We start from the raw sequence: 25,895 nt of genomic DNA, 5'->3' as shown, positions 1-25,895 counted from the left end.
GATGATACGCCGCCCCCTGAAACAAGTGCGCGGTGTGCTGCGCTTGCCGCTGCTGCTGCTCATCTGGGGGGTGTTTGCCATTGCGATGTGGATCCCGGCCGTACATGCGGTGATTGTGGATGACCACCAGACATCGCAGAGCTTCTTTTATTCCGGGATTGTCGGGCTCACGTTGGTGGCCTTTGTGGGGCTTTCGGTTTCGAACCGCGTGCCGCGTTACGGGATGCCAGGGCAGCTTATGACCCTGCTCGCGACTTTTGTGCTTTTGCCGCTCTACCTCGCCATTCCGCTGCAGGATGCGTTGAAAAACACAAGCTATCTCAATGCCTATTTCGATATGGTCTCGGCGCTAACGACCACGGGGGCCGATATTTTTGACCGTCCTGGACGGGTGCCGGACTCGGTGCACCTGTGGCGGGTTCTGGTGGCGTGGCTTGGCGGCATGTTCATGTGGATTGCGGCCTCAGCCGTGCTGGCGCCTCTGTCGCTCGGCGGGTTTGAGGTCACCACGCGCGCAGAACCCGGTCGCAGCGATGCAATCCTGCGCGAAAGCCAGCGCCCCGACCCGCGGCGTAAGCTGATCATCGTGACCCGTGCGCTTGCGCCGGTTTATGCGGGCCTGACCTTTGCGCTGGCTCTTTTGCTCATGCTGTGTGGCGAGAGCGGCCTTGTCGCCGTCAGCCATGCCATGTCGATCATGGCGACCTCCGGTCTGTCGCCGATTGGCGGCATTCAGGATGCACAGGCGGGCCTCGCTGGCGAGATGATCATGTTCCTTTTTCTGCTGTTTGCGCTCTCACGCCTGACGTTTTCCAGCGATACAGTGGCTGTGGGGCATGGGCGTCTCGACAAGGATCCCGAGTTCCGCTCTGGCATTCTCATCATTCTCGGCGTGCCGATGCTCTTGTTTCTGCGGCATTGGCTAGCCTCGCTCGAGGTGAATGCGTCTGACGATTGGGGCATGGCGCTGACCTCTCTTTGGGGTGCGATTTTCACCGTTGCCTCATTCCTCACAACCAACGGATTTGAGAGCGCGTATTGGTTCAGCGCGCAGGAATGGTCGGGACTGGAGACACCGGGTATGATCCTGCTCGGGCTGGCGGTCATGGGCGGTGGCGTTGCGACCACTGCAGGCGGCGTAAAGCTCCTGCGTGTCTATGCGCTATATCTCAATGGTCTTCGGGAAATGGAGCGTCTGGTCCTACCGTCCTCCGTCAGTGGTGAGGGGCGGGGCAATCGACGCCTGCAGAGCAATGGTGCCTTTGTGGCCTGGATCTTTTTCATGCTCTTTGCGCTGTCCTTGACGCTCATTTCGGTGGCGCTCTCGGCCTTTGGTATTCCGTTTGAACAGGCTATGATTCTCGCCGTTGCGGGGCTTTCCACAACGGGGCCTTTGGTGGAGGCCGCAGGGCAGGTTCCCATCGAGCTCAATCTGCTGGATGCCCCCGCAAAGCTGATCTTGTGTTTTGCGATGGTTCTGGGGCGTCTGGAAACGCTGGCCATTATCGCGCTTCTGTCGCCCAATCTTTGGCGCAACTGACACATACTGGCTAAGTCATGCGAAAAAGTGACGTTTTTCGGGTGGAAACCCGCGAAATCTGCGTCCATACTCGCCATAAGGGACGCGTTGGGCCGCAGCGCGTGGCAAGAACAAAGGCGAGATAATAAGCAAATGGCTTCGGACAGACAGAATCTTCAGGACGCTTTCCTGAACCACGTTCGCAAAACAAAAGTTCCAGTCACAATTTTCTTGATCAACGGTGTGAAACTGCAGGGCGTGATCACCTGGTTCGACAACTTCTGTGTGTTGCTGCGCCGCGATGGCCAGTCGCAGCTTGTCTACAAGCATGCGATTTCCACCATCATGCCGGCCCAGCCCATCAGCCTATATGAAGGTGAAGACTCCAATTGATGGAGCATGACAGGAAGCAGACCCGGGCTTGGGTTCTGCATCCGGATATCAAGTCAGATAGGGATCGTCGCGACGCAGTTCCGGCGCTAGAGGAAGGTGTGGCGCTCGCCGCCGCACTGCCCGACCTTGAAGTGGTCGGCTCAACTGTCGTGGGCCTTCCCAAGGCGCATCCCGGTATGCTGTTTGGCTCCGGCAAGATCGAAGAGCTGAAGACCCTGTTCAAAGCCGAAGAGGTCGAACTGGTCTTGATTGACGGCCCCGTAAGCCCGGTCCAGCAGCGCAACCTCGAAAAAGCCTGGAAGGTCAAAATTCTTGACCGAACCGGGCTTATTCTCGAGATCTTCTCGGATCGTGCGCGCACCCGTGAGGGCGTGCTGCAGGTTGAAATGGCAGCGCTCAGCTATCAGCGCACGCGACTGGTGCGTGCCTGGACCCACCTAGAGCGTCAGCGTGGTGGTCTTGGCTTTGTCGGCGGCCCCGGCGAAACCCAGATCGAAGCGGACCGCCGCGCCATCGACGAACAGCTTGTCCGACTGCGGCGACAACTCGACAAGGTTGTGAAAACGCGTACGCTGCATCGCGCCGCGCGCGCCAAAGTGCCTTATCCGATTGTTGCGCTTGTGGGATATACCAACGCTGGAAAATCCACTCTGTTCAATCGTCTGACCGGGGCAGAGGTGATGGCGAAAGACATGCTCTTTGCCACGCTGGACCCCACCATGCGCCGCGTTGAGCTGCCGGATGGGCCAGAAGTCATCCTCTCGGACACCGTGGGATTCATCTCTGATCTTCCGACCGAACTGGTTGCCTCGTTTCGCGCGACGCTCGAAGAGGTGCTGGCCGCAGATGTGATCCTACATGTGCGCGACATCAGCCACAGCGACACCGAACATCAGGCCGAAGACGTGGAGCAGATCCTGAGCTCGCTTGGAGTGGACGAGGACCGCACGGTCATCGAGGTCTGGAACAAGATCGACCAGCTCTCCGAGGAAGAGGCGGATGCCTGCCGCCAACGGGCAGACCGCAACGACTCGCTCTACGCGATTTCCGCGATAACCGGCGAGGGGCTGCCTCAACTGTTGCACGACATTGCCATGAAGCTTCAGGGCGTGCGTGTGGATGAGGTACTGACGCTGGACTTTTCCCAAGGAAAACAGCGCGCCTGGCTCTTCAAACAAGACGTTGTGCAAGAGGAAAACCAGACCGACACCGGGTTTGAGATTTCCGTGCGCTGGACCGAAAAGCAAAAAGCACAATACGCAGCGCTCTAGAGCGCTGCGTTTTTCTTTAGTTGCGCGGCAGGATACGGGTGACGCCGACGGAAGCGGCGCGCGCCAGTTTTTCGTCGAGAGACATCGGGATATACTCCCCACGCCGCCAGTACTGTGCCATGTCATCGTAGTAGCGCGACAGGAAATGCCCGGACTGGCCTGTTGCTATAATGAAAACAGAGCTTTCGGGATCGGCGAAATCATAGACACCGCGATAGCCCGCCCCATGCACATTGTTGAAGGGCGCCGGCTCCTCGCCCGAGGTGAGGCCGCGCTGCAGCGTATTGTCTCCACCACTGGTGGATTGACGGATGTTGACGAAATAGCGCAGGAACGGCACCTCGCCCAAGACCTCGTGATCCTGGGTGGCCTGATGCGCATCCCCCCAGCGCAGGCTTTCCAATGTACTGCCGTAGTTTTCGCTGATGTAGACGAGCGCGTCGTCCAGCGCGAGGCGCGCCATGTCGGTGCAGCTCTCGGTCGGGGCGCTCTGGGCGACATCACACCAGGCTGCAGCGCCATCGATATTGCGGAACACCCGTTCCAGGAACAGCGGCTCAACCCGGTCAAACGCATCCGCAAGGGGGCCTAGGTCGTCCTCGATCAGACGTTTTTGCAAAGCACGCACCCAACTTGCGTAGATCAGAGGCTCGGGCAAATGCTCGTTCATCTCGCCGTTCCACTCCGCCAAGAGCGACAATGCGATCTGGCGCTGGCGTTCCGGCGTGCCATTGGGCGCAGCTTCACCGGTGAACCACAGATCCGCCCCGATAAGAGGCAGGAGGGTTTGCGCGCTATAGGAAACCGTATCGAGCTGCGCTTCGATGAAACTGTCGCGGGTATGCACCTCGCGGCTCTGCATCAGACGGCGCCAGCGATTGATCCGCTGTGTGTCGCCCCAGGAATAACTGACGTGGTTGGGAAAGGGGCGCTCTAGCAACTTGTTGTTTGTATTTCCCAAAATCCCACCGCTGGGCGCAATGAACTCCGGGTTCGCCGCATAGGGCAAGCGCCCTTGCCAGCGGTTTTCGCGCCGCCAGCCCTGGTTGGGCAGGCGTCCCCGGCTTTGGTTGCGCAGGTCGCGGTCGGGCATGACGCCCACGGTCTTGAGCGCGATGGTGTCATGATCCGCCAGCGTGATATTTTGGGAAGGCGCGATGAAGTTCTCGCCTGCGGCAATGGCCTGCGCGACATTTTCTGCCCGCATCAGATCGAGCGCCGCAGTCATCGAGGTGTCCTCGCGCGACAATGCCGTCCACCCTAGGCTCACAACGTGGCCGGGCGGCGTAATGGTGCTGAGCTCAAACAGCGAGCCGGGCAGAACCGGCCCGTTTTCGGTCCAGCGCAGGGTCAGCGTCAGCGGCGCATTGCCCTTTATCTGCACGATCGAAGGCCGCGATGTGAAGTCCTTGTAGCCATTTGGGGTCAGATACTGCTGCGGGTTGTCCGGGTTGATCTTCTCGATAAAGAGGTCCTGATCATCCAGATAGGAAGAGGTGAGCCCCCATCCCAACTGCTGAGAACGCCCGGTGAGCACAGCCGGGATGCCCGGGATTGTGCCACCAATCACACCGCCGGTGCCAAGCTCAAGACGTGCCAGATACCAGGTTCCGGGCGCTGTCAGCTTCAGATGCGGGTCATTGGCAAGAAGCGTGCCACCCGCCGCCGAACGATTGGGCGCCGCAGCCCAGGCATTCGAAGCCCCACCAAGCCCACGTGGCGCCAGGGGCATCAACGCAGCATGCGCCGTTTGCGCCCGGCGCTGTTCCTCGAGACCACGAAATCCCGGGAGGCCGGGAAACAGCTCCGTATATTCCGGAAGCGTCGCCGTCCCAGAGCCGGGAGCATCGGGCAGGATATCCTCAAGGCGTTTGGGATCATCGAGGGCAATGGAAGTCTGCGCGCGCAGGATCTCTTCTTGCATATTGGATGAGAGCTGCACGGCCATCAGTTTCATAATGGCGATGCTGTCGGCGGGCTGCCACGGCGCTATGGGCATGTTGAACAGGAACATTTCCGGTGCCCCACGCCCCAGCGCGTCTTCGTTGATCTCTTGCAGGCGCGCATTCACGCCCGCAGCATAGGCCTGCAGCGCCCGGAGCGTTTCGGGGCTCTGGGCGGAAACCGAACTTCGCGCCGCCCCATAAAGATCAAGCCGCCGCAAAAAACTGTCTGTGCGGACGGTACGGGGGCCAAAGACCTCGGAAAGCCGACCCTGCGCCGTGCGTCGCATCACGGCCATCTGCCACAGTCGATCCTGCGCATGAGCATACCCGAGCCCAAAAAACACGTCCTCATCCGAGGCACCAAAGCTGCCAAAGATATGCGGCACATTCGCGTTGTCGCGCACGATCTCGACCGGAGCCGTAGGGCCGGGCAGGGCGATCTCCTTGTCATAGTCTGGCAAGGACTGCGCCGCGAGGAAATAGACCAGGATCGCCCCCAGAATACCAAGCAGAATCGTACCAGCCGTGAGGCGGAGGAGCCAGCGGAAGAGGCGTGCCATTCTTTTCTATTCCCTTGGTATTTCTGTGTTTGTTGCCAAGCCGCATTGCGCTTTGGGCGGGTGCTGCTAGGGTTGGCGCCAACATATGCGAAGACAGAACAGGGGGAAAGGACATGGCAAAAATTGCGTTCCTTGGGCTCGGGGTCATGGGGTATCCGATGGCCGGGCATCTGCAAAAGGCCGGGCATGAGGTCACGGTTTACAACCGCACAACTGCAAAGGCCGAAGGCTGGGCGGCAGCGACGGGCGGTCGGTCTGCGCCAACGCCCAGAGAGGCCGCACAAAACGCGGATTTTGTCATGGCCTGTGTGGGCAATGACGATGATTTGCGCTCTGTTTGCCTAGGTGAGGACGGTGCCTTTGCCGGAATGAAACCGGGTGCGATCTTTGTCGATCACACCACGGTATCAGCAGAGGTCACGGCAGAGCTCTACGCCCGCGCCAAAGACGCGCAGCTTGGGTTTGTCGACGCTCCGATCTCGGGCGGTCAGGCGGGGGCCGAGAATGGGGTTCTTTCGGTGATGTGCGGCGGGGATGCTGCGGATTACGACAAAGCTGCGCCAGTGATGGAAGCCTATGCACGGATCTGCCGGCGCATCGGTGAAAGTGGCGCAGGCCAGATGACCAAAATGTGCAACCAGATCGCCATTGCCGGCCTTGTGCAAGGTTTGAGCGAAGCGCTTCATTTTGCGGAGAAAGCCGGGCTCGACGGGCGCGCGGTGGTCGAGGTGATCAGTCAGGGGGCAGCGGGCAGCTGGCAGATGGCAAATCGCTATGAGACCATGCTCGACGATGAGTTCGAGCACGGGTTTGCCGTGGACTGGATGCGCAAGGATCTCGGAATCTGCCTTGATACCGCCGACGACATTGGCGCAAGCCTGCCTGTCACGGCCTTGGTCGATCAGTTCTACAAGGACGTTCAAAAACTGGGCGGCGGGCGTTGGGACACCTCATCCCTGATCAAACGGCTGCGGGCCTTGGGCTGAAAAAAAGCCTCCCCTCGAATGAGGGGAGGTCTTCATCACCTTGATATAAAACAAAATCAGGGAATGATACGTGTGTATTTGGAGCCCTCGATGGTGGCTCCGATCCGAATCCCGGCCTGACCAAAGACTGCAGCAACCACAGGCGCCGTCAGCGTATTTGTATCCGCCGTCAGTGCGTCGCCTTCGTCGATGACCACATACTCAAGATCTGCACCGGCCGTCCAACCCGACGAGCGGCGGAACCGCGCCAGCGCGGCGTCGGTCATAAAGAACAAGACATGGGAATATTGCTGCGCGCCCAGCTGCAGACCGGCGTTGCCCTTGAGGGCGGCATAATAGTCAACCGTGGCGCCATTGATCCGCAGCGCGCCGCGCCCATAGGCGCCACCAAAGATAAAGCCCGCCTCGGTGACGAGGGGCATCACCAGCATACCGGCAGATTTCTGTGCCAGATCGCGGGTGCCGGGATAGCGGTCATACATCTGATTGAGGGTGGCATTGACGCGGGCGTCGATTTTCACGTCATTGGTGTTGCCGATCCCGTTGCTGCATGCTGCGGTGGCCCCAATGGCCGCGAGTCCGCTGGCGGTAAACGCACGACGGGAAAGACGGGATTTGGATGTGCTCATGTTCTGTTACCTGCTCGTGAATCTGCGCTTTGGCGCTTTGTTTGACACAACTATATGCATAATCCCTAAAGCTGTCACTTTGAAGCCTGCCCGATTGAGCAGGTTCCTGCCGGGGTCTTGCAAAGAGGTTTAGCCGTTCAACAGTTTCGCGACCTGTGGCGCAAAATAGGTAAGCACACCATCACATCCAGCCCGACGGAAGGCCATGAGGCTTTCTAGCATAACTTTTTCCCCATCGATCCAACCATTCAGAGCCGCCGCTTGGATCATCGCGTATTCTCCTGACACCTGGTAGGCAAAGGTCGGGACCTGGAAGGTCTCTTTCACGCGGTGGCAGATGTCGAGATAGGGCAATCCGGGTTTCACCATCACCATATCCGCCCCCTCGCGCAGATCGCGTTCAATCATGCGAAGGGCTTCATTGGTGTTGGCGGGGTCCATCTGATAGGTCTTCTTGTCGCCGGTCAGGGCCCCCGAGGCGCCGACCGCATCACGAAACGGTCCATAAAATCCAGACGCGTATTTTGCAGAGTAGGACAGGATCGTAACATTCTGAAATCCCTTCCTTTCCAATGCAGACCGCATGGCTCCGATGCGCCCGTCCATCATGTCAGAGGGGCCGATGATATCCGCCCCGGCCTCGGCCTGTGCGAGGGTCATCTTGACCAGCGCCTCGACGGTTTCGTCGTTGCGAATTTCGCCATCAATCACAAAGCCGTCGTGGCCGTTGATATTATAGGGATCTAGCGCGACATCGGTCATCACGGCGAGATCGGGCGCCGCGGCCTTGATCCCACGGATGGCCCGATTGCAGAGGTTCTCCGGGTTCCAAGCCTCGGCACAATCCTCTGTTTTCAAAGACGGATCCGTGTAGGGAAAGAGGCAGATCGCCGGAATTCCGAGTGCCTGCGCTTCGACGGCGGCCTCAACCACCTTGTCGACAGAGCGCCGCACCACGCCTGGCATCGAGGGAACCGGCTCCTCGATCCCCTCCCCATCGCGTACAAAAACCGGCCAGATCAGGTCATTCACCGAGAGTTCGTTCTCCCGCGTGAGGTCGCGCAAAGCGGCAGAGGCACGCAGGCGACGGGGGCGGGAGGCAGGAAAGGAAGCGCTGATATGGGGCATCTCGGTCTCGTATTCTGTTCCGGTGCACATGGGTTGCATGGAACAGTGGTGCTTCACAAGTCTCCGATCCGCGCATTTCTGACGCAGCAGCACTTGTGTCGCAGAGCGTGGCGATGGATACAGGGCAGGCAGCGCGCAGGGCGTCTTTTGTTTACTCTCTTGGGGAACCCAAACACCTTGGATCTCTTTAGTCTCATCTTCGAGTTGATCGACCTCAGGTCGTTTTCGAACCTTTGGTACTGGATCGCGCTGGCGGTGCTGTGGTCCTCGGCGAGCCACTGGGTTCTTGGCGTACCCTTTGACATGGTCGCGCGCGCGGCAAAACACGGTGGATCAGCGGCCCAAGATCTCCAGGATGCGGTGCGCATTCAGGTGAACAGGCTTCTTTATATCTCTGAAGTTTCGGGGTTTGCCCTCACTGCTTTTGCGTTTTTTATGATCACCACCTTGGTGCTTTTGGGGTTTTACTACCGCGTCGAATTTGCACAGGCCGTGGTGCTGATGCTGATACCGATGTATGTCGTCGGCCTAATTAACCTGCGCGCCGCTCGGGCCCTGCGCACGCCGCATGATATTGATGCGCTGCGCAAACGGCTCACACGGGCGCGGGTTCTGATACAGTTGGTCGGCGTTATCTCGATATTTGTCACCGCCCTTTGGGGAATGTATCAGAACCTCACTTTTGGCGCGCTCGGCTAAAGAGCCAACAGGATCTACTAAGGAACGCTTATGTCACAGCAATCCGTCGTAATGGGGGGCGCACCCGAGGGGTATGACGCGCGCCTGGTTCTGAAAGAAATGGCGCGAAGCGCCGGCCCGGTGCTGCATATCGCCCGCGATGACAAGCGGCTTGAAGCCATGCGCGCGGCTTTGCGGTTCTTTGCCCCAGAGATTCCGGTGGTGATCTTCCCCGGCTGGGATTGTCTGCCTTATGACCGTGTCTCGCCCAATGCTGATATTTCCGCTGCGCGCATGGCGACCCTTGCGGCGCTGGTGCACGGGTTGCCGGACCAGTTCATCCTGCTCACCACGCTGAATGCCGCCATGCAACGCGTCCCTGCGCGCGAGGTTTTGAAAGAAGCCGCATTCTCCGCGCGGGTGAACTCCAGAATTGATGAAGATGCGTTGCGTAAGTTCCTGGTGCGTATGGGGTTCTCCCAAAGCCCAACGGTGATGGAACCCGGCGACTACGCCATTCGCGGCGGCATCATCGACATCTTTCCGCCCGGCGAAAGCGGGCCGGTTCGGCTTGATCTCTTTGGCGACACGCTTGATGGCGCGCGCCGGTTTGATCCCGCCACCCAGCGCACCACCGAAAAGCTCGAGGTGGTCGAGCTTGCGCCGGTTTCCGAGGTGATCCTTGATGAGGCCGCGATCACCCGGTTTCGACAGAATTACCGCATAGAGTTCGGCGCGGCCGGCAGTGATGATCCGCTTTATGAGGCCGTAAGTGCAGGGCGCAAACATCAAGGCATGGAGCATTGGTTGCCGTTTTTTCATGAGCGGCTTGAGACCCTGTTTGACTATATGCCCGATGCATCGGTCACGCTGGACGATCAGCTGACCCCGGCGCGTTTGGCGCGATGGGACAGCATCGTCGATCAATATGAGACCCGCAAAATCGCGATGGACACCAAGGGGCGCATGGACTCGGTCTATAAACCGACCCCGCCACGGCTTCTCTATCTCGATGACACCACCTGGGAGACGCAGATTGACGCCCATCGCGCGGTTCAATTCCATCCGTTCCCTCAGGCCTCCGGCCCTGGTGTGGTCGATGCGGGCGGTCGCATCGGACGCAATTTTTCGCCCGAGCGCCAGCAGGAAAACATAAGTCTTTTTGGTGCGTTAGCCGACCATATCAAAGCGCGGATGACCAAGGGGCCAGTGGTTGTTGCCTCCTATTCCGAGGGTGCGCGTGAACGCCTGAGCGGCCTCATCGAGGATGAGGGCCTCGCCGAGACGATCGCTGTCTCGGACGGACGGCGGATCGGAAAGTCTGGCCTCCACCTCGCGGTCTGGGCGCTGGAACACGGTTTTGAAGCACCGGATATGACGGTGATCTCCGAACAGGACGTGCTTGGGGATCGGCTGATCCGCAAGCCCAAGCGGCGCCGCAAGGCGGAGAATTTCCTCACCGAGGCGCAATCCCTCTCTCCGGGGGATCTTGTGGTGCATGTCGATCACGGCATTGGCCGCTATATCGGACTTGAGGTCGTGACTGCCGCGGGCGCTGCACATGAATGTTTGTTGCTGGAATATGCCGAAGAGTCAAAGCTCTATCTTCCGGTTGAAAACATCGAACTGCTGTCCAAATACGGCCATGACGAAGGCCTCTTGGATAAGCTCGGAGGCGGTGCCTGGCAGGCCAAGAAAGCCCGCCTCAAGGAGCGCATCCGCGAGATGGCGGATCGCTTGATCCGCATTGCCGCTGAGCGCGCCTTGCGCAAAGCGCCTGCGATGGATCCGCCGCCGCATGCCTGGGAAGAGTTCTCCGCCCGTTTCCCCTATCAGGAAACCGACGATCAGCTGCGCGCCATCGAAGATGTAATTAGCGACCTCAACTCGGGTCAGCCGATGGATCGTCTGATCTGCGGCGATGTTGGCTTTGGCAAGACCGAAGTGGCCATGCGCGCCGCATTCGTGGCGGCAATGTCCGGCCTTCAGGTCGCGATTGTTGCGCCGACCACATTGCTCGCCCGTCAGCACGCTGCGGCTTTCAAAGAGAGGTTCCGTGGATTTCCTCTCGAAGTCAGACAGTTGTCGCGCTTTGTGACTTCAAAAGAGGCTAGCCAGACACGCGAAGGCATGGCCAAGGGCACGGTCGACATCGTTGTGGGGACCCATGCGCTATTGGCCAAGAATATCCGCTTTCAGAACCTTGGGCTGTTGATCATCGACGAGGAGCAGCATTTTGGTGTGGCCCACAAAGAGCGCCTAAAACAGCTGCGATCCGACATCCATGTGCTGACGCTCACCGCAACCCCGATCCCGCGGACACTTCAACTCAGCCTGACAGGGGTTCGGGATCTCTCGATTATTGGCACGCCACCAGTGGATCGTCTCGCGATCCGTACCTATGTGACCGAGTTTGACGCGATCACCATTCGCGAAGCACTGCTACGCGAGCACTACCGGGGCGGGCAGAGCTTTTATGTGGTGCCGCGGATTTCCGATCTGCCCGAGATCGAAGCCTTCCTTCAGGAGCAACTGCCGGAGCTGTCCTATGTGGTGGCGAATGGGCAGATGGCCGCCGGTGAACTCGATGACCGGATGAACGCCTTTTATGACGGCAAGTACGATATTCTTCTGGCGACCACGATTGTTGAGTCCGGGCTGGATATTCCCACCGCTAACACAATGGTTGTGCATCGCGCCGATATGTTTGGACTGGCGCAGCTCTATCAGATCCGTGGACGTGTGGGGCGCTCCAAAACCCGCGCCTATGCCTATCTGACCACAAAGCCACGACAAAGACTCACCGATAGCGCAGAAAAGCGGCTACGTGTGTTGGGTTCGCTCGACACTCTGGGGGCAGGTTTTACTCTTGCATCTCAGGACCTTGACATCCGCGGTGCAGGGAACCTTCTTGGCGAGGAACAGTCCGGTCAGATGCGAGATGTGGGCTATGAGCTCTATCAATCGATGCTGGAAGAGGCGATTGCCAAGATCAAATCCGGTGAGGTCGAGGGGCTGGTTGAAGGCGACGATCAATGGGCGCCGCAGATCAATCTTGGCGTGCCGGTTCTGATCCCAGAAGCCTATGTGCCGGATCTCGACGTGCGTCTGGGCCTATATCGCCGCTTGTCCTCGCTCACAACCAAAGTTGAACTTGAGGGCTTTGCCGCCGAGCTGATCGACCGATTTGGGAAATTACCAAAAGAAGTCAACACGTTGATGTTGGTGGTTCGGATCAAGGCCATGTGCAAGAAGGCCGGGATTGCCAAGCTCGATGGTGGCCCCAAGGGCGCGACCATCCAGTTTCACAACGACAAGTTTGCCTCGCCCCAAGGTCTGGTTGAGTTCATTCAATCCCAAAATGGGTTGGCGAAGGTCAAGGACAACAAGATCGTCGTGCGTCGTGACTGGCGCAAGGACAGCGACAAGATCAAAGGGGCCTTTGCCATCGCGCGTGACCTTGCTGAAAAGATCATCGCGGAGCGCAAGAAGAACCGCTAGGGCGATGGCCGCTCCATCAACTGATCTACATAAGGTTTTGATTTAAAACAGTCCCTCTGCCTGACAGAGGGACTGTTCTTTTATGCGGGAGTTGCTGCCGCCTCAACGCGCCCCATCCAGAGCATTACGATGAACGCCAGCCCAGCGGTTGCAAGAACACCGCCAACCATCGGGATGATCGTGCCGTCAAACAGAAGGCCAATCGGCGCGGCAATCACTGCCGCCGCCACGGTGGAAAGGGCGCCCATGACGGACGCTGCCATGCCAGCGATATGCCCCATTGGCTCCATGGCGATGGCATTCAAATTTCCGAGGGTGAGCCCTACCATGAAGAATACGCTCGTCTGCCAGAAGACAAAAATGTAAAAGCTCGTCGGCTCGCCAAGTGAGAGCTGGGTCAGGGCGAAGACACCTGTGCTGATGAGGATCTGAACTCCCAGGGCCCAGGTCACCATGCGCCGCATACCAATGCGCCCCACCAAAGAGGCATTCAACAAGCTGGCGGTACCGGCCATCAGAGCGACCATCATGAACCAGAAGGGAAAGCTCTCGCTGCGTGCGAACACGACATCATAAACGGGCTGTACCATTATGATAACAGTGAACAACATCGACATGCAAAAGGTCTGCGCCATGATCGAGAGACGTACGGTTGGATGGCTGACCATCTCGCGAAGCGCGCCCATGAGCTGCGGCAACCGGAAAGGCCGACGCTTGTCCCGGGGCAAGGGCTCCTCAAGACGGATGCTCATCCAGAGCACGGTGATCAGCGAAAACACCGCAAAGGCGACAAAGATTCCGCGCCAGCTGGAGACAGCAATGATGCCGCTTCCGAGCAGGGGCGCAAAGGCGGGCACCAGCGTAAAAATCATCATCGCGAGCGATATGATGCGCGCCATGTCGCGCCCGACATAAAGGTCGCGCACAATCGCGATCGCGACCACCCGTGGGCCAGCAGCCCCAAGCCCCATCAGCAGCCGCGAGATCAAAATCGTCTCCAGAGACTGGCTGAAAAACGAAGCCAGAGCGCCAAGGCAATAGAGACCGCTGCCAACAAAGATCACCGGCTTGCGCCCGAAGGCATCTGACAGGGGGCCGGTAAAAAAGGTGCCAACCCCCATGCCAAGAACAAAGGAAGAAATAATAAGTTGAGCCTGATTTATATCGTCAGGGCTTAGACTTGCGCCGATTTCCGGAAGTGCGGGCAGCATCGCGTCGATCGAGAACGCGATGGTTGCAAACATCATCGCGATCAGAGCAATGAATTCGCCCTGTGGCAGGGCTTTTTTGCGTTTTTCAATCATGTGTAACCTCTCGCGGTGACATGAACATAGGCGCACTCTGCGAAAGGTTCGGCCACCAGCCCAACGGCGCTAACACGATATGAATGTGGCGGGAAGTGCTTCAAGTGTTAAATGAGCGCACAGATCCCTGTGCGCTCTGGAGCGATGTCCGGCGGCCTGGGCGAGCCAGATCCGCAAAACACGCGCGTTATTAATGCACTGCATCACCTTCTTCAGGCGAGTCTGATGCGGCGGCCGATTGTTCAAGTTGAGCGCGAATATCCGCTATGACCTGCGCCCAGAGCTCGGGCTGTTGCGCACCCGGCACCACATGTTGATTGGCAATCACAAATGTCGGGACCGAATTGACACCCATCTTGCGCGAATGCGCGTCGCGTGCGCGGATGTCCTCTGCATCGCTATCACCACTCAGAAGACGCTCAACTACGGCGCGCTCCATGCCTGCTTGTTCGGCCAGATCGGCGAGCACCACGGGATCGCCAATATCCTTGCCCTCGACGAAATAGGCTTTGAACAGAGCGTCGACGACGTCGGATTGTTTGGCTTCCAATCCGGCCCAATGGATCAGACGATGCGCGTTGATCGTGTTCGGGGTGCGCTGCATGGCTTCGAAGTTGATCTCGACACCCGCGGCCTGCGCATGCTCCGCGATCTGAGCATAGACCTTTACCGCGTTGTCTTTGCCACCAAATTTCGTTTCCAGATAGGTGCGGCGGTCCATGCCATCGCCTGGCATATCAGGATTGAGCTGGAACGGGTGCCACTCGATCACAAAAGGATGATCCGGCGCCTCTGCCAGAGCGCGGTCCAGATGGGTCTTGCCGATATAGCACCAGGGGCAGATCGGATCCGACAGAATATCGAGTTTCACTTGCGCAAGCGGTTCAGTCATGGGTCAGTCCTTAAACAGATCGGGCAGGGCGCGGCGCAAGAGTTTTCCATTCGGGTTGGTTGGAAACTCCGCCAGGCGCTTGTAAGTCTTTGGGCGTTTGTACGCGGCCAGACGCTCTTGTGCAAAAGCCTGTAGCGCCATTTCGGTCACATCCTCGCGACCCTTGAAAACGCCCACGATGATGTGGACGCCGGGTTTCACCTCCACCTCAGCCGCCGCAAATTGAGACAGACCGGGATGGGTCGCAAACACTGTTTCGATCTCGAGCGGGGAGACGCGAAAGCCCCCTGCATTCATCATATCGTCGTTGCGCCCGCAATAGATGATCTGGCCATCCGCCCGCATGATGCCACGATCCCCGGTCAAAAACCACTCACCGTCAAAGCGCGCGCGAGTCTCCTCGGGGGCATTGAGGTAGCCGAGCATCAAACCGGGATCAGATCGGTGAACCGCGATGATCCCTTCTTCGCCGATTGGAGCAGGGCCATCCTCGCCGATGATCGCAATTCTGCGGCCGCGTTGTGGCGCGCCCATGCTCTGTGCGACAGAAGGGCGATGCGGGGCCGAGGAGATAAAGGTGGAGCATTCAGACATGCCAAAGGCCTCAAAGATCGGGGTGCCAATTCGATCTTTCCAGCCGTCGCGGATATCGCCACTCAGAGCCTCACCCGCTGCAAGCCCATGTCTGAGGTCAGGCAGAACGGGCAGGGTGTCGCACTTCAGAATCTTTCTATAAACACCTGGTACGGCGGCAAAGATCGTCGCCTGAGTGCGCGTCAATACCCGCGGCAGGTCCAAAAGATCCGTGTCGGCAGATGGAATGATGGCGGTTGCACCGACGGACAGCGGATCCATGATCCCGGTGCCAAGGGTAAAGGTCCAGTTGAAGGCTCCTGCATGCAGCAGGCGATCATTTCGGCTCAGGTCATACCAGTCGCGGATCATCATCTGCCGGGCCCAGATAGCCCGATGGGCATGTTGCACCGCGCGCGGAGATCCGCCAGTGCCAGAGGTATAGACGATATAGGCGAGCCGATCCGGATCACCGAGCACGGCGTCGGCTGGTGGGCAGGACTGCATGGCGCGCAGCCTATCAAGAGAGACCGCGCGCGAGTGCGGATGGGTGGCGATGTCAGGCGCGCTGACGATCCCTGCGGGGGATAGATCCTCCACCATCCGCGCGACCTCGCGTTTGGTCAGCTGCGAAGATGTCGGCACTGGCACAATACCGACCAGGATCGCGGCGAGAAACGTAATCGGGAATTCGACGGTATTTCCCAATCGCATCAAGAGGATATCGCCGGGCTCAAATCCGGATTCGAGAAAGCCCCGTGCGGTTCCCCGCACCGCGCGTTCAAAGGCAGCATAGGTCCAGATCTGATCCTGCTCCGGTCCTGCAATCACCAGGGCGGGGTGACCGGCACGGTTCGCGGCGTGGCGCAAGACATGCGCCGCAAGATTGAAAGCTGGGGGGCAGGCAGGCGGTGCGCCGGTGTCAAAAATGGAAAGCATGGTGAAATGCCTATCCTGAGGTGCGCATTCGAGCAAGTCGGCGTTGCAAGGCCCTGCGTGCAGACTTATAGGGTTGCTATGCAGGAACGCGACCCGAAGAAACTCATCTCTATCGCGCACGCCAATGGCGATCAAAGCGCGCCCGAAGCATTAGATCTGGGCGCGCGTGTGCGCGAGCTGCGCAAGCAGCGGGACTGGACACTCGAACATGCCGCCAGCCAGGCCGGACTTGCGCGATCCACTTTGTCCAAGATCGAAAACGGCCAGATGTCGCCGACCTATGACGCGCTCAAGAAGCTGGCGGTCGGCCTGCAGATTTCCGTGCCGCAGCTGTTTACGCCGCCGCAGCGCGATCAGGTCAATGGCCGCATGATCGTGACCAAATTCGGCGAGGGCTCTGCGCATGCCACGGCAACCTACGAGCATGAACTGCTGGCAGATGGGCTGACACGCAAGAACATGCTGCCCTATCGCGCCCGTGTGCGCGCGCGCTCCATGGATGAATTTGATGGCTGGGTGCGCCATGACGGCGAGGAATTTATGTATGTCCTGACGGGGGTCGTCAAACTCTATACAGAGTTTTACGAACCCGTGGAGATGCGCCGAGGCGACAGCGCCTATTATGACGGCGCCATGGGGCACAATGTGATCTCGGTCAGTTCCGAAGACGCGACTATTCTCTGGGTGACATCGCTCAATCAGATGTGAGCTGGCAATCCTAGCGGAAGTCTTTCACGGACCTGCCTGCTGGCGGGGCCGGTAGAGGTCAACGCGTCAGGCTGAGCTCCGCTCTGAGGCTTTCCAGATAAAGAAAATCCCGCATCTCTTCGCGGGCTTCTGTCATCGATATTCCTTGAGAGGTGGCGAGCGCACGGACGAGATCCTCACCACGCGCCTTGGCAGTGAATTTGGAATCGACCACAAAGCCCGGGAACCGCTGTCGCAGGCGTGGCAAACTCTGAGCAAGATCGACTTCAGTGCAGTTCAACATCGGATCACTCGCGTCTGAGACAGATTTCGAACTCTGTGCCGCAAATCTAGCAAGAAACAACAACAATGTCATAAGAATTTAGTGGATTTGAAACATTAGGCTCATCTTGGCCGAGCCAGTGCTGCCTGTGTCCTCGCTCAAAGGCGCCGTTTCAGTGAGAAAACAGCGCATGATTTTCCACTCAATCCCCTCGCCAGATGCGAAAAAAAACCGGCCCAGAGGGCCGGTTAGAGGTTTATTCGGAGGCGTTCCACCAGACCTCGGGCATGTAATAGATCCCGTCGCCATAGATCGGGATGCGCATCGGGTAGCGCAGGCTTGCCTCATGCGCGATGCGGCTTTTTGCGTACTGCCAGATGGGAATCACATAGCGTCCTGCGGTCAATACCCGGTCCAGAGCACGGGCTGCGGCAATGAACTCTTCCGAGGATTTGGTCGTCAGCATATGCTGGATCATCGCCTCGGCAGCGGGGCTTTTCATGCCCATCAGGTTACGAGAGCCGGGCGTGTCCGCCCCTGCGCTGCCCCAATAGAGCATCTGTTCGTTGCCGGGGCTGAGCGAAAGCGCGCGGCGAAAGAAGGTCAGATCAAATTCATAGGCGTCCTGGCGCTCGACATATTGTGCGCTGTCAACGAGGTCTGTGGTCAGGCTGATCCCCAGACGTTCCAGTGCGGTGGCATAGATGTCGACGGCTTTTTGCATCTCAGCTTCGCCGAGGTTGCCATTCTGGAGCAGAACCTTGAGCGCCATCGTGGCGCCCTTCGCGTCGCGCAGTATCCCGTCGTCTCCGACGGTCCAGCCGGCATCCTGCAACAGGGCGCGGGCACGGCGCAGATTGGCGCGGTTGCGCTCGCTGCCATCAGAAACCGGAAGCGCATAGCCTTCGAGCGTGCCGGGAAGAAGCGCATCCTTAAAGGGCTCCAGCAGCTCTGCCACACGACCTGTTGCCTCTCCCGGCTGCATCGACAGGTAAGAGTTCGAGAAATAAGAGGTGATGCGCGGCAGTCGCCCGCCGGTCAGCGTGTCATTGATGAACTCGTAGTTGAACGCCTCGATAAGAGCCTGCCGCACCCGCCAGTCATCCAATGGTGCGCGCCTTGTATTCATCACAAGCCCCGTCATGCCCGAGGGTTTCTGATTGGGAATTTCCGTCTTGATGACATCCCCATTTTGCACGCGTGCAAAACCGTAATCGCTATCCCACTTCGCAGCGTTGAATTCACGCACCGCCGAGAGTTCCCCTGCCTTGAAGGCTTCAAAGAGGACCGTTTGGTCGCCAAAGAACTCGAGTCGCATTTCGTCGAAATTATTGGTGCCCCGGCGCAGTGGCAGATCCTTGCCCCAATAGTCAGCGTTGCGGGTGAAAGTCACAGAGCGACCAAGTTCAAAGTCGCTCACCACATAGGGCGCCGTGCCGATGGGGGCCTCATTCGGCGGAGCATCTGCAAAGTCACGCCCATCCCACTGTGACTTCTTGAGGATGGGTCGCAGCCCAGCGATCAACGCGAGCTCGCGATCCTCGACATTGAACGTCAGCCGCAGGCTCCGCGGGCCGGTCTGCTCAATGCTGTCAACCTTGGCCCAGAAACCGCGATAGCGCAGGTTTCCCTCGGTGCCGAGGGTCTCGTAGGACCAGATGACATCCTCGATCGTGACCGGGGTGCCGTCCGAAAACCTGGCCTCTTCGCGCAGCGTGAATTCGACCCAGGATCTGTCCTCTGGCGTTTCAATCGATTCGGCCAGCAACCCATAGAGCGAAAACGGCTCGTCATAGGAGCGCCCCATCAAACTCTCGTAACCCCAGAACCGCATTTGCCAGGGCGGGTTGCCTTTCTGGGTAAATGGATTGAGGGAGTCAAAACCGCCCAGATTGCCAAATACAACCGCGCCGCCTTTTGGGGCTTCGGGGTTCACATAGGGCAGAGATTCAAACCCCGGCGAAAGCTGGGGATCGCCATACATGGCGATGCCATGGGCTGATTCTGCGGCCGCAAAGGACGCCCCGGTGAGAAACGTGATTCCAGCCACGGCTGAGCGGATAGAAGAGAAAAATAATGGTCTCATTTTGAGAACAATCCTGCGCTGCCCTTATTTTCATAAGTCATGACGCTATCTGGGCTACGGGAAGAGTTCAAACTTTTAGCTTGGACCGAGGCCAGAAATTGCTTATAACAGTGTCACTGCTCGATAGGTTTCTTGCCTGTATGAAACCTGCCTCAATAACTGAACGCCGGCTTCGTGCCGGCGTTTTTTTCTTTTGTGGTGACCGCGCCCGGTGCAGCAGCCAATTCCCGCGTTGCACTCCTGTGATGTAAATTTCCGATCCGAAGGGCGTTTATTTTGCGCCTGCAGCATGCGAAGCTGAGCGAAAGGAAAGCAGGCTAGCAGAGGAATGCTCATGTCCGTCAAAGGTAAAACCGCAGTGATCACCGGGTCCAATTCCGGAATCGGTCTGGGTGTCGCCCGGGAATTGGCCAAGGCTGGCGCCAATGTTGTGTTGAACTCTTTCACCGATCGCGATGAAGACCACGCCATCGCCGCCGAGATCGGCAAGGAATTTGGAGTGGAGGCGCGTTATATTCAGGCGGATATGTCCAAAGCGGAGCAATGCCGCGCGCTGATCGAGACGGCGGGCCAATGCGATATTCTTGTGAACAATGCCGGCATCCAGCATGTTGCCCCGATTGACAGCTTCCCCACCGAAAAATGGGACGCGATCATTGCGATCAACCTCACCTCTGCGTTTCACACCACGGCGGCGGCCCTGCCGATGATGCGCGCGGCCGGTTGGGGCAGGGTGGTAAACATCGCCTCGGCCCATGGGCTGACGGCCTCTCCCTATAAATCGGCCTATGTCGCGGCCAAACACGGGATTGTGGGCATGACAAAAACCGTTGCGCTTGAGACCGCCGAAGAGCCTATCACCTGCAACGCGGTCTGTCCGGGTTATGTGCTGACCCCATTGGTGGAGGCGCAAATCCCTGACACCATGGAGAAATACAACATGGGGCGCGAAGAGGTCATCAAGAAGGTGATGCTCGAACGCCAGCCCTCGCGAGAGTTTGCCACCGTCGAACAACTGGGCGGGACCGTGAATTTCCTCTGCTCGGATGCGGCCAAGCAAATCACCGGAACCACCATCAGCGTCGACGGCGGCTGGACCGCACTCTGAGGATGCCTGCGCGCGGCCGGGGCACTGAACCGGCAGCGCGCATCTGTGCCGGGACCTGAATGTTCAGGACCGGAACGCGAGGGAAACAGCAACCATGGTCAAAAAGATCAATCTGGCCCTGCAGGGCGGCGGCGCACATGGTGCCTTCACCTGGGGGGTGCTGGATCGCATCCTGGAAGATCCGGACATCGAGGTCGCAGCCATCACGGGAACCTCTGCGGGGGCGCTCAACGGTGCGGCTTTCAAGGCGGGCATGGCCAAAGAGGGGCGTGCAGGCGCCAAGGCGTCCCTGGATCGGCTCTGGGCACGCATGGGGGCTGTGGGCGACATGCGGATGGCCAATTGGATCGCCGGCTTTGACGCCGCTCCAATCCTGGGCGCGCTCAAGGTGGCTGCGCCTTTTTCTCCCATTGAGGCTATGAGCCAGGCGATCTCCCCCTATACCTACGGTCCATTTTATCGAAACCCTTTACAGCCGGTCGTTGAACAATTCGACTTCGACAAGGTTTGCGCCGATGCGGGGCCTGATCTCTTTATTTGCGCCACATCCGTTCAAACCGGCAAAGTTCGGGTGTTCTCCGGAACAGATGTTTCAACCGACGCCATTTTGGCCTCGGCCTGCCTGCCCAATCTGTTTCAGGCGATCGAGATTGATAATCCCGAGACCGGGCATGTCGAATCCTATTGGGACGGCGGCTATACTGGGAATCCGGCGCTGTTTCCGCTGTTTCGCGACGACCTTCCGGACGACCTGATTGTTGTGAACATCAATCCGCTGGTGCGTGAGGAAGTGCCAAAGACGGCTCATGACATTCAAAACCGGATCAATGAGATCAGCTTCAACTCGTCCTTGCTGCGCGAACTCCGCGCGATCTCGTTTGTGCAAAGGTTGATTTCGCAGGGCAATATTGAAGAAGGCCAGATGAAGCGGGTTCTGGTGCATATGATTGCCGATGATGCCTTGATGACGCGTCTTTCGGTGACAACCAAGCTCATCCCGATCCCGCAGGTCCTTCACATGCTCAAAGAAGCGGGGCGCAACGCAGCCGATGCGTTTCTAGCAGCCCATAGAGACGATCTCAATCAACGGCAAACCGTTGATCTTGTTGAGATGTTTGGCTGATCAGGAAAGCTCTTTGGCGGCTTTTTCCTCAAGCGCCTCGGCTGCGTCCTTGCCATTGGGGTAGACCAGACCCGCCGAAATCACCAGCTTTGCCGCGTCCTCGACGGTCATGTCGAGCTCGACCACGTCCTCTTCGGGAAAATACAAAAGAAAACCGGAGGTCGGGTTCGGAGTGGTGGGCACAAAAACACCTACGAGACGCCCGCTCGTTTCCGTGTGTTTGACGATTTCACCCTTGGCGGTGGTCGAGATGAACCCAATCGCCCAGATGCCGCGACGCGGATACTGGATCAGGCAGGCCTTTTCAAAACTGCGCTCGGTCTGGGCAAAGACCGTTTCCGAGATCTGTTTGATCCCGGAATAGATTGATCGCACTACCGGCATCCGATTGACTAGGCTTTCGGCATACCCAATGAGCGAACGCCCGATGATGCCCTTGGCGATCCAGCCCACCACAATGGTGAAGAGCAGGAAGATAATCAGCCCGACACCGCGCAGGTTGATGCCGATATACTGCTCCGGCTGAAACGTATTTGGCACCAGCGGCAGAACAACGCCATCCACCCAGCCCATCACGGTCCAAAGGAGCCAAATCGTCAGACCGACTGGCGCAATGACGACAATCCCCGTCAGAAAGGACGACCGAAGGCGGGCAAAGAGCCCGGGACGGCGGGGCGGGGGCGGGGTCTCGTCGAATGGCGTGTTCATGGTCTGCTATCTAGTTGGCTCGCATGCAAATTAGGGACTGTCGCCCTGCGCTACAATGGTTTCGCATGCGAGCCGGTTAAGATTGTCTCAGAGTTTGGCCAATTCTTTGGCAATTTCAGCCGCAAGGCGCGCGTTGTTGCGCACAAGTGCGATATTGGCCTCCAAAGACCGCCCTTCGGTGAGCTCAAAAATGCGCTGCAGCAGGAAGGGGGTCACATCCTTGCCGGTCACACCCTGTGCATCTGCCTCGCTTTGCGCTTGTGCAATGATCGGGGCCAGGTCGGTGGCTGCGATTTGGTCCTGGACAGGGATCGGGTTTGCCACCAGCTGACCGCCGGGCAACTCCATCGCGCCGCGCAGGAAATGCGCGCGAGCAATCTCGGTGGCTCTGTCCATGCGCAGGGGGGCCTTCAGATCCGAGGTCGCGGACCAGAACGCAGGAAAGCTGTCCTGACCATAGGCGATGACCGGAACGCCCTGTGTTTCAAGCACTTCCAGCGTTTTGGGCACATCGAGGATTGCCTTGGCGCCGGCGGCCACAACCGTCACAGGCGTCTGCGCCAGCTCCAGCAGATCGGCAGAAATATCAAAGCTCGTCTCAGCGCCCTTGTGAACGCCGCCAATGCCGCCCGTGGCAAAGACGGAAATACCGGCGAGCCGCGCCGCGATCATGGTCGCAGCCACCGTGGTTGCCCCGGTGCCGCCCGTCGCCATGCAGGCGGCAAAATCAGCGCGCGAGATTTTTGCAACGTCTTTTGCCTGACCGAGCGACTGCAGCGTGTCGGCCTCAAGCCCGACATGCAGTGTACCATTGATCACAGCCATGGTCGCGGGCACAGCGCCTGCAGCGCGGATGTCAGCCTCGACCTGTGCGGCCACCTCGACATTCTGCGGGTAAGGCATACCGTGGGTAATGATGGTGCTTTCAAGCGCAACAATTGGTTTGCCTGCGGCGCGGGCTGCTTCGACTTCTGCGGAATAGGTAATGTCGATCAAAGGGGCGGTTCTCCGGAAACATAGGTTGCGGCTGCATGAAGCGCAGAAGCGAGCGCGCTGTCGCGGTCTTCTCCCCGCGCCTCAGCAGCGATATGGGCGGCCATGAACGTATCGCCTGCGCCGGTGACCCGGGCGACGGTGACGCGTGGCGGAACTTGGGTGCGGTGACCGCTGGCATCGGCTTCGGTGGCGGATTGGCCACCATCGGTAACCAGAACGCGGGCAGCCCCGCGCGCCAGCAGCGCCTGTGCAGCGGTTTCACTGTCGGTAAACTGGTCCTGACACAGCAGGCCTGCCTCTTCGAGGTTCACGTAAAGCGTGCCGCGGGCATGGGTCAGAAACGGGCGCAGCCGTTCCGCCTTGCCGGGCGAGGCGGGCGCGACGCGCAAATCCGAGCGCGCAAAGGCAGGATGGGTCGCGATCTCATCCAGAAGCGCCAGCTTCAGGTTCCCATCAAGCGCTACCGGTCCTTCAAACGGCGCATCGGCCGTGCCCAGCGGCCCCTCGACGAGGGGGCGCAGGATCTTGTCGCCTGCTGCCTCGAGCGAATGGGCATCGGCAATCGCCGCGATCAGCCCATTGGCACCCTCAACCGCCATGTAGCGATCGGTCGGCAAATCCTCCGAGCGATATAGATAGTCCGTCATCAGCCCCAGATGCCCACAGGCCGAAACCAGCTCATCCCCTTCGGGATCGCGCCCAATGGCGCTCAGCACGGCGGGTTTCATTCCAAAACGCGCCAGCGTCATCGCGATGTTCATGGCAACTCCGCCGGGCAGGCGGGTGATGCGCCCGGGCATGTCAGAGCCACGCTGCATCTCCATGGTGCTTCTGCCGATAATGTCCCAAAGGACGGAACCGACACAGAGAATATCAGGTTTGGAGAAATCAGCGCTTTCAGTCATAGGGATCTCATGACGCCTTTCGTTGGCCCCCGCAAGCCCATTTACGGTGCCGGAAGCCTCTTGTCGCAACAGGAATGACTGTGCACGGCCGGGCGATGCCGCGCAATCATTGGTAAGGTTGAAATGGTCTGTGCGGTGGTTAGCCCATCGCGGCCTGAAGCGACTTCAGCGCTGCGACCGGATCCTCCTCGCGCCAGATTTCTTCGCCGACGGCAAAGAAATCCGTAAAGGGCGCGATCTTGCGCACCACATCGTCGGTGAGACCGCCTTCGGCCACGACCGGGACTTCGATCATCTCGGACCACCACTGGAACAGATCCGCCTCTGCCATCGCCCCATCGCCAAGCCCGGAGGCCCCGACCGGACCAAAACAGACGTAATCCGCACCCGCTTCGCCGGCGGTGAGGCCTTCATGACGCGAGGCGCCGCAGAAACAGCCGACAATGGCTTCTGTGCCCAGAGCCTTGCGGGCGCTGCGGATGGATTTCGACGAATCCGTCAGATGCACCCCGTCGAGCCCCAGCCGTTCAGCGAGGATCTGATGATCCGAGATCACCAGCGCGATGTCGCGGGCATGGGTGACTTCGCGTAGGGCGTCGGCCGCGCGGCTCAGGGTGTCCTCATCGCGGCTCACCAGATCGAGCCGGACACAGGCGACTTCAATCTCGTCCAGAACGCGGGCCAACTGGCCGGGAAACTGCCCCAGCTCAAAGCTCGGCGGCGTGACCAGGTAAATCTGCGGCTGCTCCGGTGTCTGCTCTGCGCTGTCCATTGTCAGGGCTCCTGTTGGCGTGATTGGCGGGTATTTACCCGAATTCACGCGCAACGCAAGGATTTGGGCACGGATCGCGTGGGTTTTCCCACCCCGAAGCCTTGCCCCAACCCGGCGCAGACAGTAAGGCAGAGCCGATTTTTGCGGAGTTCCAAGATGCCCTCAGACCGTCCTCAACCTGACTTTGTGCTCGTGCGCCCTCAGATGGGTGAAAACATCGGTGGGGCCGCGCGGGCCATGTGGAACTTTGGCCTCGACCGCATGCGTATCGTTGCGCCGCGCGATGGCTGGCCAAATCCCAAGGCCGTGGCCATGGCCTCCGGAGCGGGGCGCCTCCTCGACGAAGCGCAACTGGCACAGGACCTGCCCGAAGCGCTGGCGGATTGCACCTATGTCTTTGCCACCACGGCGCGCCCGCGCGAGCTGACCAAACCGGTGTTCAGCCCCGAAGGGGCAATGAAGAAGGCCGCAGAACTGATGGTGCAGGGCGAGAAGGTTGCCGTTCTCTTTGGTCCGGAACGCGCCGGATTGGAAAACGATGACATTGCCAAGGCAAACGCCATCATCACCGTGCCGGTGAACCCGGAGTTTGCCTCGCTCAACCTTGCGCAATGTGTCTTGCTGACCGCCTATGAATGGCGCCGCCAGCAAGAGCAGGTCGCGCATGAGACCTTTGAAATCGGGAAATCCGAATGGGCAACCAATCAAGAGGTGGAAGCCCTTGTGAACCACTATGAGGAGCGCCTGACGGAAGCGGGCTATTTCTTCCCGCCCGAAAAGGCCCCCGGCATGAAGACAGTGTTCCGCAACCTCTGGAGCCGGATGCAACTGACGCGCGCTGATGTGCAAATGCTACATGGGGTGATGCGACAGATGGTCCGTTGGAAGCAGCGCGAAGAGGACTAACT

At 59.0% G+C, this 25,895-nt stretch carries 22 protein-coding genes; 10 read left to right on the top strand and 12 right to left on the bottom strand.

Annotated features, from left to right (window positions below; translation table 11 throughout):
* The first annotated feature begins 1 nt into the window (after nucleotide 1).
* The 3 genes from TM1040_RS11160 to hflX all read left to right on the top strand — a co-directional run bounded on the left by TM1040_RS11160 (nucleotide 2) and on the right by hflX (nucleotide 3,183).
* Complete coding sequence (locus TM1040_RS11160) at nucleotides 2-1,540, top strand: TrkH family potassium uptake protein (RefSeq protein WP_011538695.1); 1,539 nt, start codon at nucleotides 2-4, stop codon at nucleotides 1,538-1,540.
* A gap of 132 nt (nucleotides 1,541-1,672) precedes the next feature.
* Nucleotides 1,673-1,912 (top strand): RNA chaperone Hfq, encoded by a 240-nt coding sequence (hfq, locus tag TM1040_RS11155; protein WP_005611588.1) that lies wholly within the window; start codon nucleotides 1,673-1,675, stop codon nucleotides 1,910-1,912.
* Nucleotides 1,912-3,183 (top strand): GTPase HflX, encoded by a 1,272-nt coding sequence (hflX, locus tag TM1040_RS11150; protein WP_011538694.1) that lies wholly within the window; start codon nucleotides 1,912-1,914, stop codon nucleotides 3,181-3,183. The genes hfq and hflX overlap by 1 nt, the downstream gene beginning before the upstream one ends.
* A gap of 16 nt (nucleotides 3,184-3,199) precedes the next feature.
* On the opposite strand, the gene TM1040_RS11145 is transcribed toward hflX, so the two are convergent.
* Nucleotides 3,200-5,689, bottom strand: a complete 2,490-nt coding sequence (locus TM1040_RS11145) for a penicillin acylase family protein (protein WP_011538693.1) — start codon at nucleotides 5,687-5,689, stop codon at nucleotides 3,200-3,202.
* Between the two features lie 113 nt (nucleotides 5,690-5,802).
* On the opposite strand from TM1040_RS11145, the gene TM1040_RS11140 reads away from it, so the two are divergent.
* Nucleotides 5,803-6,675, top strand: coding sequence for an NAD(P)-dependent oxidoreductase (locus tag TM1040_RS11140; RefSeq protein ID WP_011538692.1), 873 nt, complete (start codon nucleotides 5,803-5,805; stop codon nucleotides 6,673-6,675).
* Nucleotides 6,676-6,731: 56 nt separating this feature from the next.
* Here the strand turns inward: TM1040_RS11140 and TM1040_RS11135 are convergent, their stop codons facing one another.
* A complete protein-coding gene (locus TM1040_RS11135) occupies nucleotides 6,732-7,304 on the bottom strand; it encodes a YSC84-related protein (protein WP_011538691.1) in 573 nt (190 codons plus the stop codon).
* Nucleotides 7,305-7,433: 129 nt separating this feature from the next.
* Nucleotides 7,434-8,432, bottom strand: coding sequence for a porphobilinogen synthase (gene hemB / locus TM1040_RS11130; RefSeq protein WP_044027115.1), 999 nt, complete (start codon nucleotides 8,430-8,432; stop codon nucleotides 7,434-7,436).
* A 177-nt stretch (nucleotides 8,433-8,609) separates the two neighbouring features.
* On the opposite strand from hemB, the gene TM1040_RS11125 reads away from it, so the two are divergent.
* Complete coding sequence (locus tag TM1040_RS11125) at nucleotides 8,610-9,131, top strand: hypothetical protein (protein ID WP_044026744.1); 522 nt, start codon at nucleotides 8,610-8,612, stop codon at nucleotides 9,129-9,131.
* Between the two features lie 30 nt (nucleotides 9,132-9,161).
* Nucleotides 9,162-12,611 carry a transcription-repair coupling factor gene (gene mfd / locus TM1040_RS11120; RefSeq protein ID WP_011538688.1) on the top strand — a complete coding sequence of 1,150 codons (3,450 nt, stop codon included), beginning with the start codon at nucleotides 9,162-9,164 and terminating at the stop codon, nucleotides 12,609-12,611.
* 80 nt (nucleotides 12,612-12,691) lie between these two features.
* Here the strand turns inward: mfd and TM1040_RS11115 are convergent, their stop codons facing one another.
* From TM1040_RS11115 to TM1040_RS11105, 3 genes are all read right to left on the bottom strand, one after another.
* Nucleotides 12,692-13,915 carry a multidrug effflux MFS transporter gene (locus TM1040_RS11115; protein ID WP_011538687.1) on the bottom strand — a complete coding sequence of 408 codons (1,224 nt, stop codon included), beginning with the start codon at nucleotides 13,913-13,915 and terminating at the stop codon, nucleotides 12,692-12,694.
* Between the two features lie 190 nt (nucleotides 13,916-14,105).
* Nucleotides 14,106-14,807, bottom strand: coding sequence for a DsbA family oxidoreductase (locus TM1040_RS11110; RefSeq protein ID WP_011538686.1), 702 nt, complete (start codon nucleotides 14,805-14,807; stop codon nucleotides 14,106-14,108).
* Nucleotides 14,808-14,810: 3 nt separating this feature from the next.
* Nucleotides 14,811-16,319 (bottom strand): class I adenylate-forming enzyme family protein, encoded by a 1,509-nt coding sequence (locus TM1040_RS11105; RefSeq protein WP_011538685.1) that lies wholly within the window; start codon nucleotides 16,317-16,319, stop codon nucleotides 14,811-14,813.
* Between the two features lie 78 nt (nucleotides 16,320-16,397).
* Between TM1040_RS11105 and TM1040_RS11100 the strand changes: the two genes are divergently transcribed.
* Complete coding sequence (locus TM1040_RS11100; RefSeq protein ID WP_011538684.1) at nucleotides 16,398-17,027, top strand: helix-turn-helix domain-containing protein; 630 nt, start codon at nucleotides 16,398-16,400, stop codon at nucleotides 17,025-17,027.
* 58 nt (nucleotides 17,028-17,085) lie between these two features.
* Here TM1040_RS11100 and TM1040_RS11095 read toward each other — a convergent pair whose 3' ends face one another.
* Together TM1040_RS11095 and TM1040_RS11090 are read right to left on the bottom strand one after the other, a co-directional pair.
* Nucleotides 17,086-17,310 (bottom strand): hypothetical protein, encoded by a 225-nt coding sequence (locus TM1040_RS11095; protein ID WP_044026743.1) that lies wholly within the window; start codon nucleotides 17,308-17,310, stop codon nucleotides 17,086-17,088.
* Nucleotides 17,311-17,545: 235 nt separating this feature from the next.
* Nucleotides 17,546-19,375 carry an extracellular solute-binding protein gene (locus TM1040_RS11090; protein ID WP_011538682.1) on the bottom strand — a complete coding sequence of 610 codons (1,830 nt, stop codon included), beginning with the start codon at nucleotides 19,373-19,375 and terminating at the stop codon, nucleotides 17,546-17,548.
* Between the two features lie 334 nt (nucleotides 19,376-19,709).
* Here TM1040_RS11090 and TM1040_RS11085 point away from each other — a divergent pair, with 334 nt between their 5' ends.
* Together TM1040_RS11085 and TM1040_RS11080 are read left to right on the top strand one after the other, a co-directional pair.
* On the top strand, nucleotides 19,710-20,483 hold the full coding sequence (locus TM1040_RS11085) for a 3-hydroxybutyrate dehydrogenase (RefSeq protein ID WP_011538681.1): 774 nt from the start codon (nucleotides 19,710-19,712) through the stop codon (nucleotides 20,481-20,483).
* Between the two features lie 94 nt (nucleotides 20,484-20,577).
* Nucleotides 20,578-21,606: a patatin-like phospholipase family protein gene (locus TM1040_RS11080; protein ID WP_011538680.1), complete on the top strand. Its 1,029-nt coding sequence runs from the start codon at nucleotides 20,578-20,580 to the stop codon at nucleotides 21,604-21,606.
* On the opposite strand, the gene TM1040_RS11075 is transcribed toward TM1040_RS11080, so the two are convergent.
* From TM1040_RS11075 to TM1040_RS11060, 4 genes are all read right to left on the bottom strand, one after another.
* Nucleotides 21,607-22,314: a DUF502 domain-containing protein gene (locus tag TM1040_RS11075; protein ID WP_011538679.1), complete on the bottom strand. Its 708-nt coding sequence runs from the start codon at nucleotides 22,312-22,314 to the stop codon at nucleotides 21,607-21,609. It lies immediately after the preceding gene.
* Between the two features lie 87 nt (nucleotides 22,315-22,401).
* Nucleotides 22,402-23,310: a pseudouridine-5'-phosphate glycosidase gene (locus TM1040_RS11070; RefSeq protein ID WP_011538678.1), complete on the bottom strand. Its 909-nt coding sequence runs from the start codon at nucleotides 23,308-23,310 to the stop codon at nucleotides 22,402-22,404.
* A complete protein-coding gene (locus TM1040_RS11065) occupies nucleotides 23,307-24,215 on the bottom strand; it encodes a PfkB family carbohydrate kinase (protein ID WP_011538677.1) in 909 nt (302 codons plus the stop codon). The genes TM1040_RS11070 and TM1040_RS11065 overlap by 4 nt, the downstream gene beginning before the upstream one ends.
* 139 nt (nucleotides 24,216-24,354) lie before the next feature.
* The gene (locus tag TM1040_RS11060; protein ID WP_011538676.1) at nucleotides 24,355-24,987 is read right to left on the bottom strand and encodes a thiamine phosphate synthase; all 633 of its coding nucleotides are present in this window, start codon (nucleotides 24,985-24,987) and stop codon (nucleotides 24,355-24,357) included.
* Between the two features lie 156 nt (nucleotides 24,988-25,143).
* On the opposite strand from TM1040_RS11060, the gene TM1040_RS11055 reads away from it, so the two are divergent.
* Nucleotides 25,144-25,893: an RNA methyltransferase gene (locus TM1040_RS11055; RefSeq protein ID WP_011538675.1), complete on the top strand. Its 750-nt coding sequence runs from the start codon at nucleotides 25,144-25,146 to the stop codon at nucleotides 25,891-25,893.
* The last annotated feature ends 2 nt before the right edge of the window (nucleotides 25,894-25,895 follow it).

Origin of the sequence: Ruegeria sp. TM1040, assembly GCF_000014065.1 — a bacterium.
Taxonomy (GTDB): Bacteria; Pseudomonadota; Alphaproteobacteria; order Rhodobacterales; family Rhodobacteraceae; genus Epibacterium.
Note: the sequence above shows the minus strand (reverse complement) of the source record. Positions and strands in the feature narration are given on the sequence as shown.

What these genes read in the sequence shown, in the direction of transcription:
- TM1040_RS11160 (WP_011538695.1), top strand. Translation starts at nt 2, where the DNA reads ATGATACGCCGCCCCCTGAAACAAGTGCGCGGTGTGCTGCGCTTGCCG.
- hfq (WP_005611588.1), top strand. Translation starts at nt 1,673, where the DNA reads ATGGCTTCGGACAGACAGAATCTTCAGGACGCTTTCCTGAACCACGTT.
- hflX (WP_011538694.1), top strand. Translation starts at nt 1,912, where the DNA reads ATGGAGCATGACAGGAAGCAGACCCGGGCTTGGGTTCTGCATCCGGAT.
- TM1040_RS11145 (WP_011538693.1), bottom strand. Translation starts at nt 5,689, where the DNA reads ATGGCACGCCTCTTCCGCTGGCTCCTCCGCCTCACGGCTGGTACGATT.
- TM1040_RS11140 (WP_011538692.1), top strand. Translation starts at nt 5,803, where the DNA reads ATGGCAAAAATTGCGTTCCTTGGGCTCGGGGTCATGGGGTATCCGATG.
- TM1040_RS11135 (WP_011538691.1), bottom strand. Translation starts at nt 7,304, where the DNA reads ATGAGCACATCCAAATCCCGTCTTTCCCGTCGTGCGTTTACCGCCAGC.
- hemB (WP_044027115.1), bottom strand. Translation starts at nt 8,432, where the DNA reads ATGCCCCATATCAGCGCTTCCTTTCCTGCCTCCCGCCCCCGTCGCCTG.
- mfd (WP_011538688.1), top strand. Translation starts at nt 9,162, where the DNA reads ATGTCACAGCAATCCGTCGTAATGGGGGGCGCACCCGAGGGGTATGAC.
- TM1040_RS11115 (WP_011538687.1), bottom strand. Translation starts at nt 13,915, where the DNA reads ATGATTGAAAAACGCAAAAAAGCCCTGCCACAGGGCGAATTCATTGCT.
- TM1040_RS11110 (WP_011538686.1), bottom strand. Translation starts at nt 14,807, where the DNA reads ATGACTGAACCGCTTGCGCAAGTGAAACTCGATATTCTGTCGGATCCG.
- TM1040_RS11105 (WP_011538685.1), bottom strand. Translation starts at nt 16,319, where the DNA reads ATGCTTTCCATTTTTGACACCGGCGCACCGCCTGCCTGCCCCCCAGCT.
- TM1040_RS11100 (WP_011538684.1), top strand. Translation starts at nt 16,398, where the DNA reads ATGCAGGAACGCGACCCGAAGAAACTCATCTCTATCGCGCACGCCAAT.
- TM1040_RS11095 (WP_044026743.1), bottom strand. Translation starts at nt 17,310, where the DNA reads ATGTTGAACTGCACTGAAGTCGATCTTGCTCAGAGTTTGCCACGCCTG.
- TM1040_RS11090 (WP_011538682.1), bottom strand. Translation starts at nt 19,375, where the DNA reads ATGAGACCATTATTTTTCTCTTCTATCCGCTCAGCCGTGGCTGGAATC.
- TM1040_RS11085 (WP_011538681.1), top strand. Translation starts at nt 19,710, where the DNA reads ATGTCCGTCAAAGGTAAAACCGCAGTGATCACCGGGTCCAATTCCGGA.
- TM1040_RS11080 (WP_011538680.1), top strand. Translation starts at nt 20,578, where the DNA reads ATGGTCAAAAAGATCAATCTGGCCCTGCAGGGCGGCGGCGCACATGGT.
- TM1040_RS11075 (WP_011538679.1), bottom strand. Translation starts at nt 22,314, where the DNA reads ATGAACACGCCATTCGACGAGACCCCGCCCCCGCCCCGCCGTCCCGGG.
- TM1040_RS11065 (WP_011538677.1), bottom strand. Translation starts at nt 24,215, where the DNA reads ATGACTGAAAGCGCTGATTTCTCCAAACCTGATATTCTCTGTGTCGGT.
- TM1040_RS11060 (WP_011538676.1), bottom strand. Translation starts at nt 24,987, where the DNA reads ATGGACAGCGCAGAGCAGACACCGGAGCAGCCGCAGATTTACCTGGTC.
- TM1040_RS11055 (WP_011538675.1), top strand. Translation starts at nt 25,144, where the DNA reads ATGCCCTCAGACCGTCCTCAACCTGACTTTGTGCTCGTGCGCCCTCAG.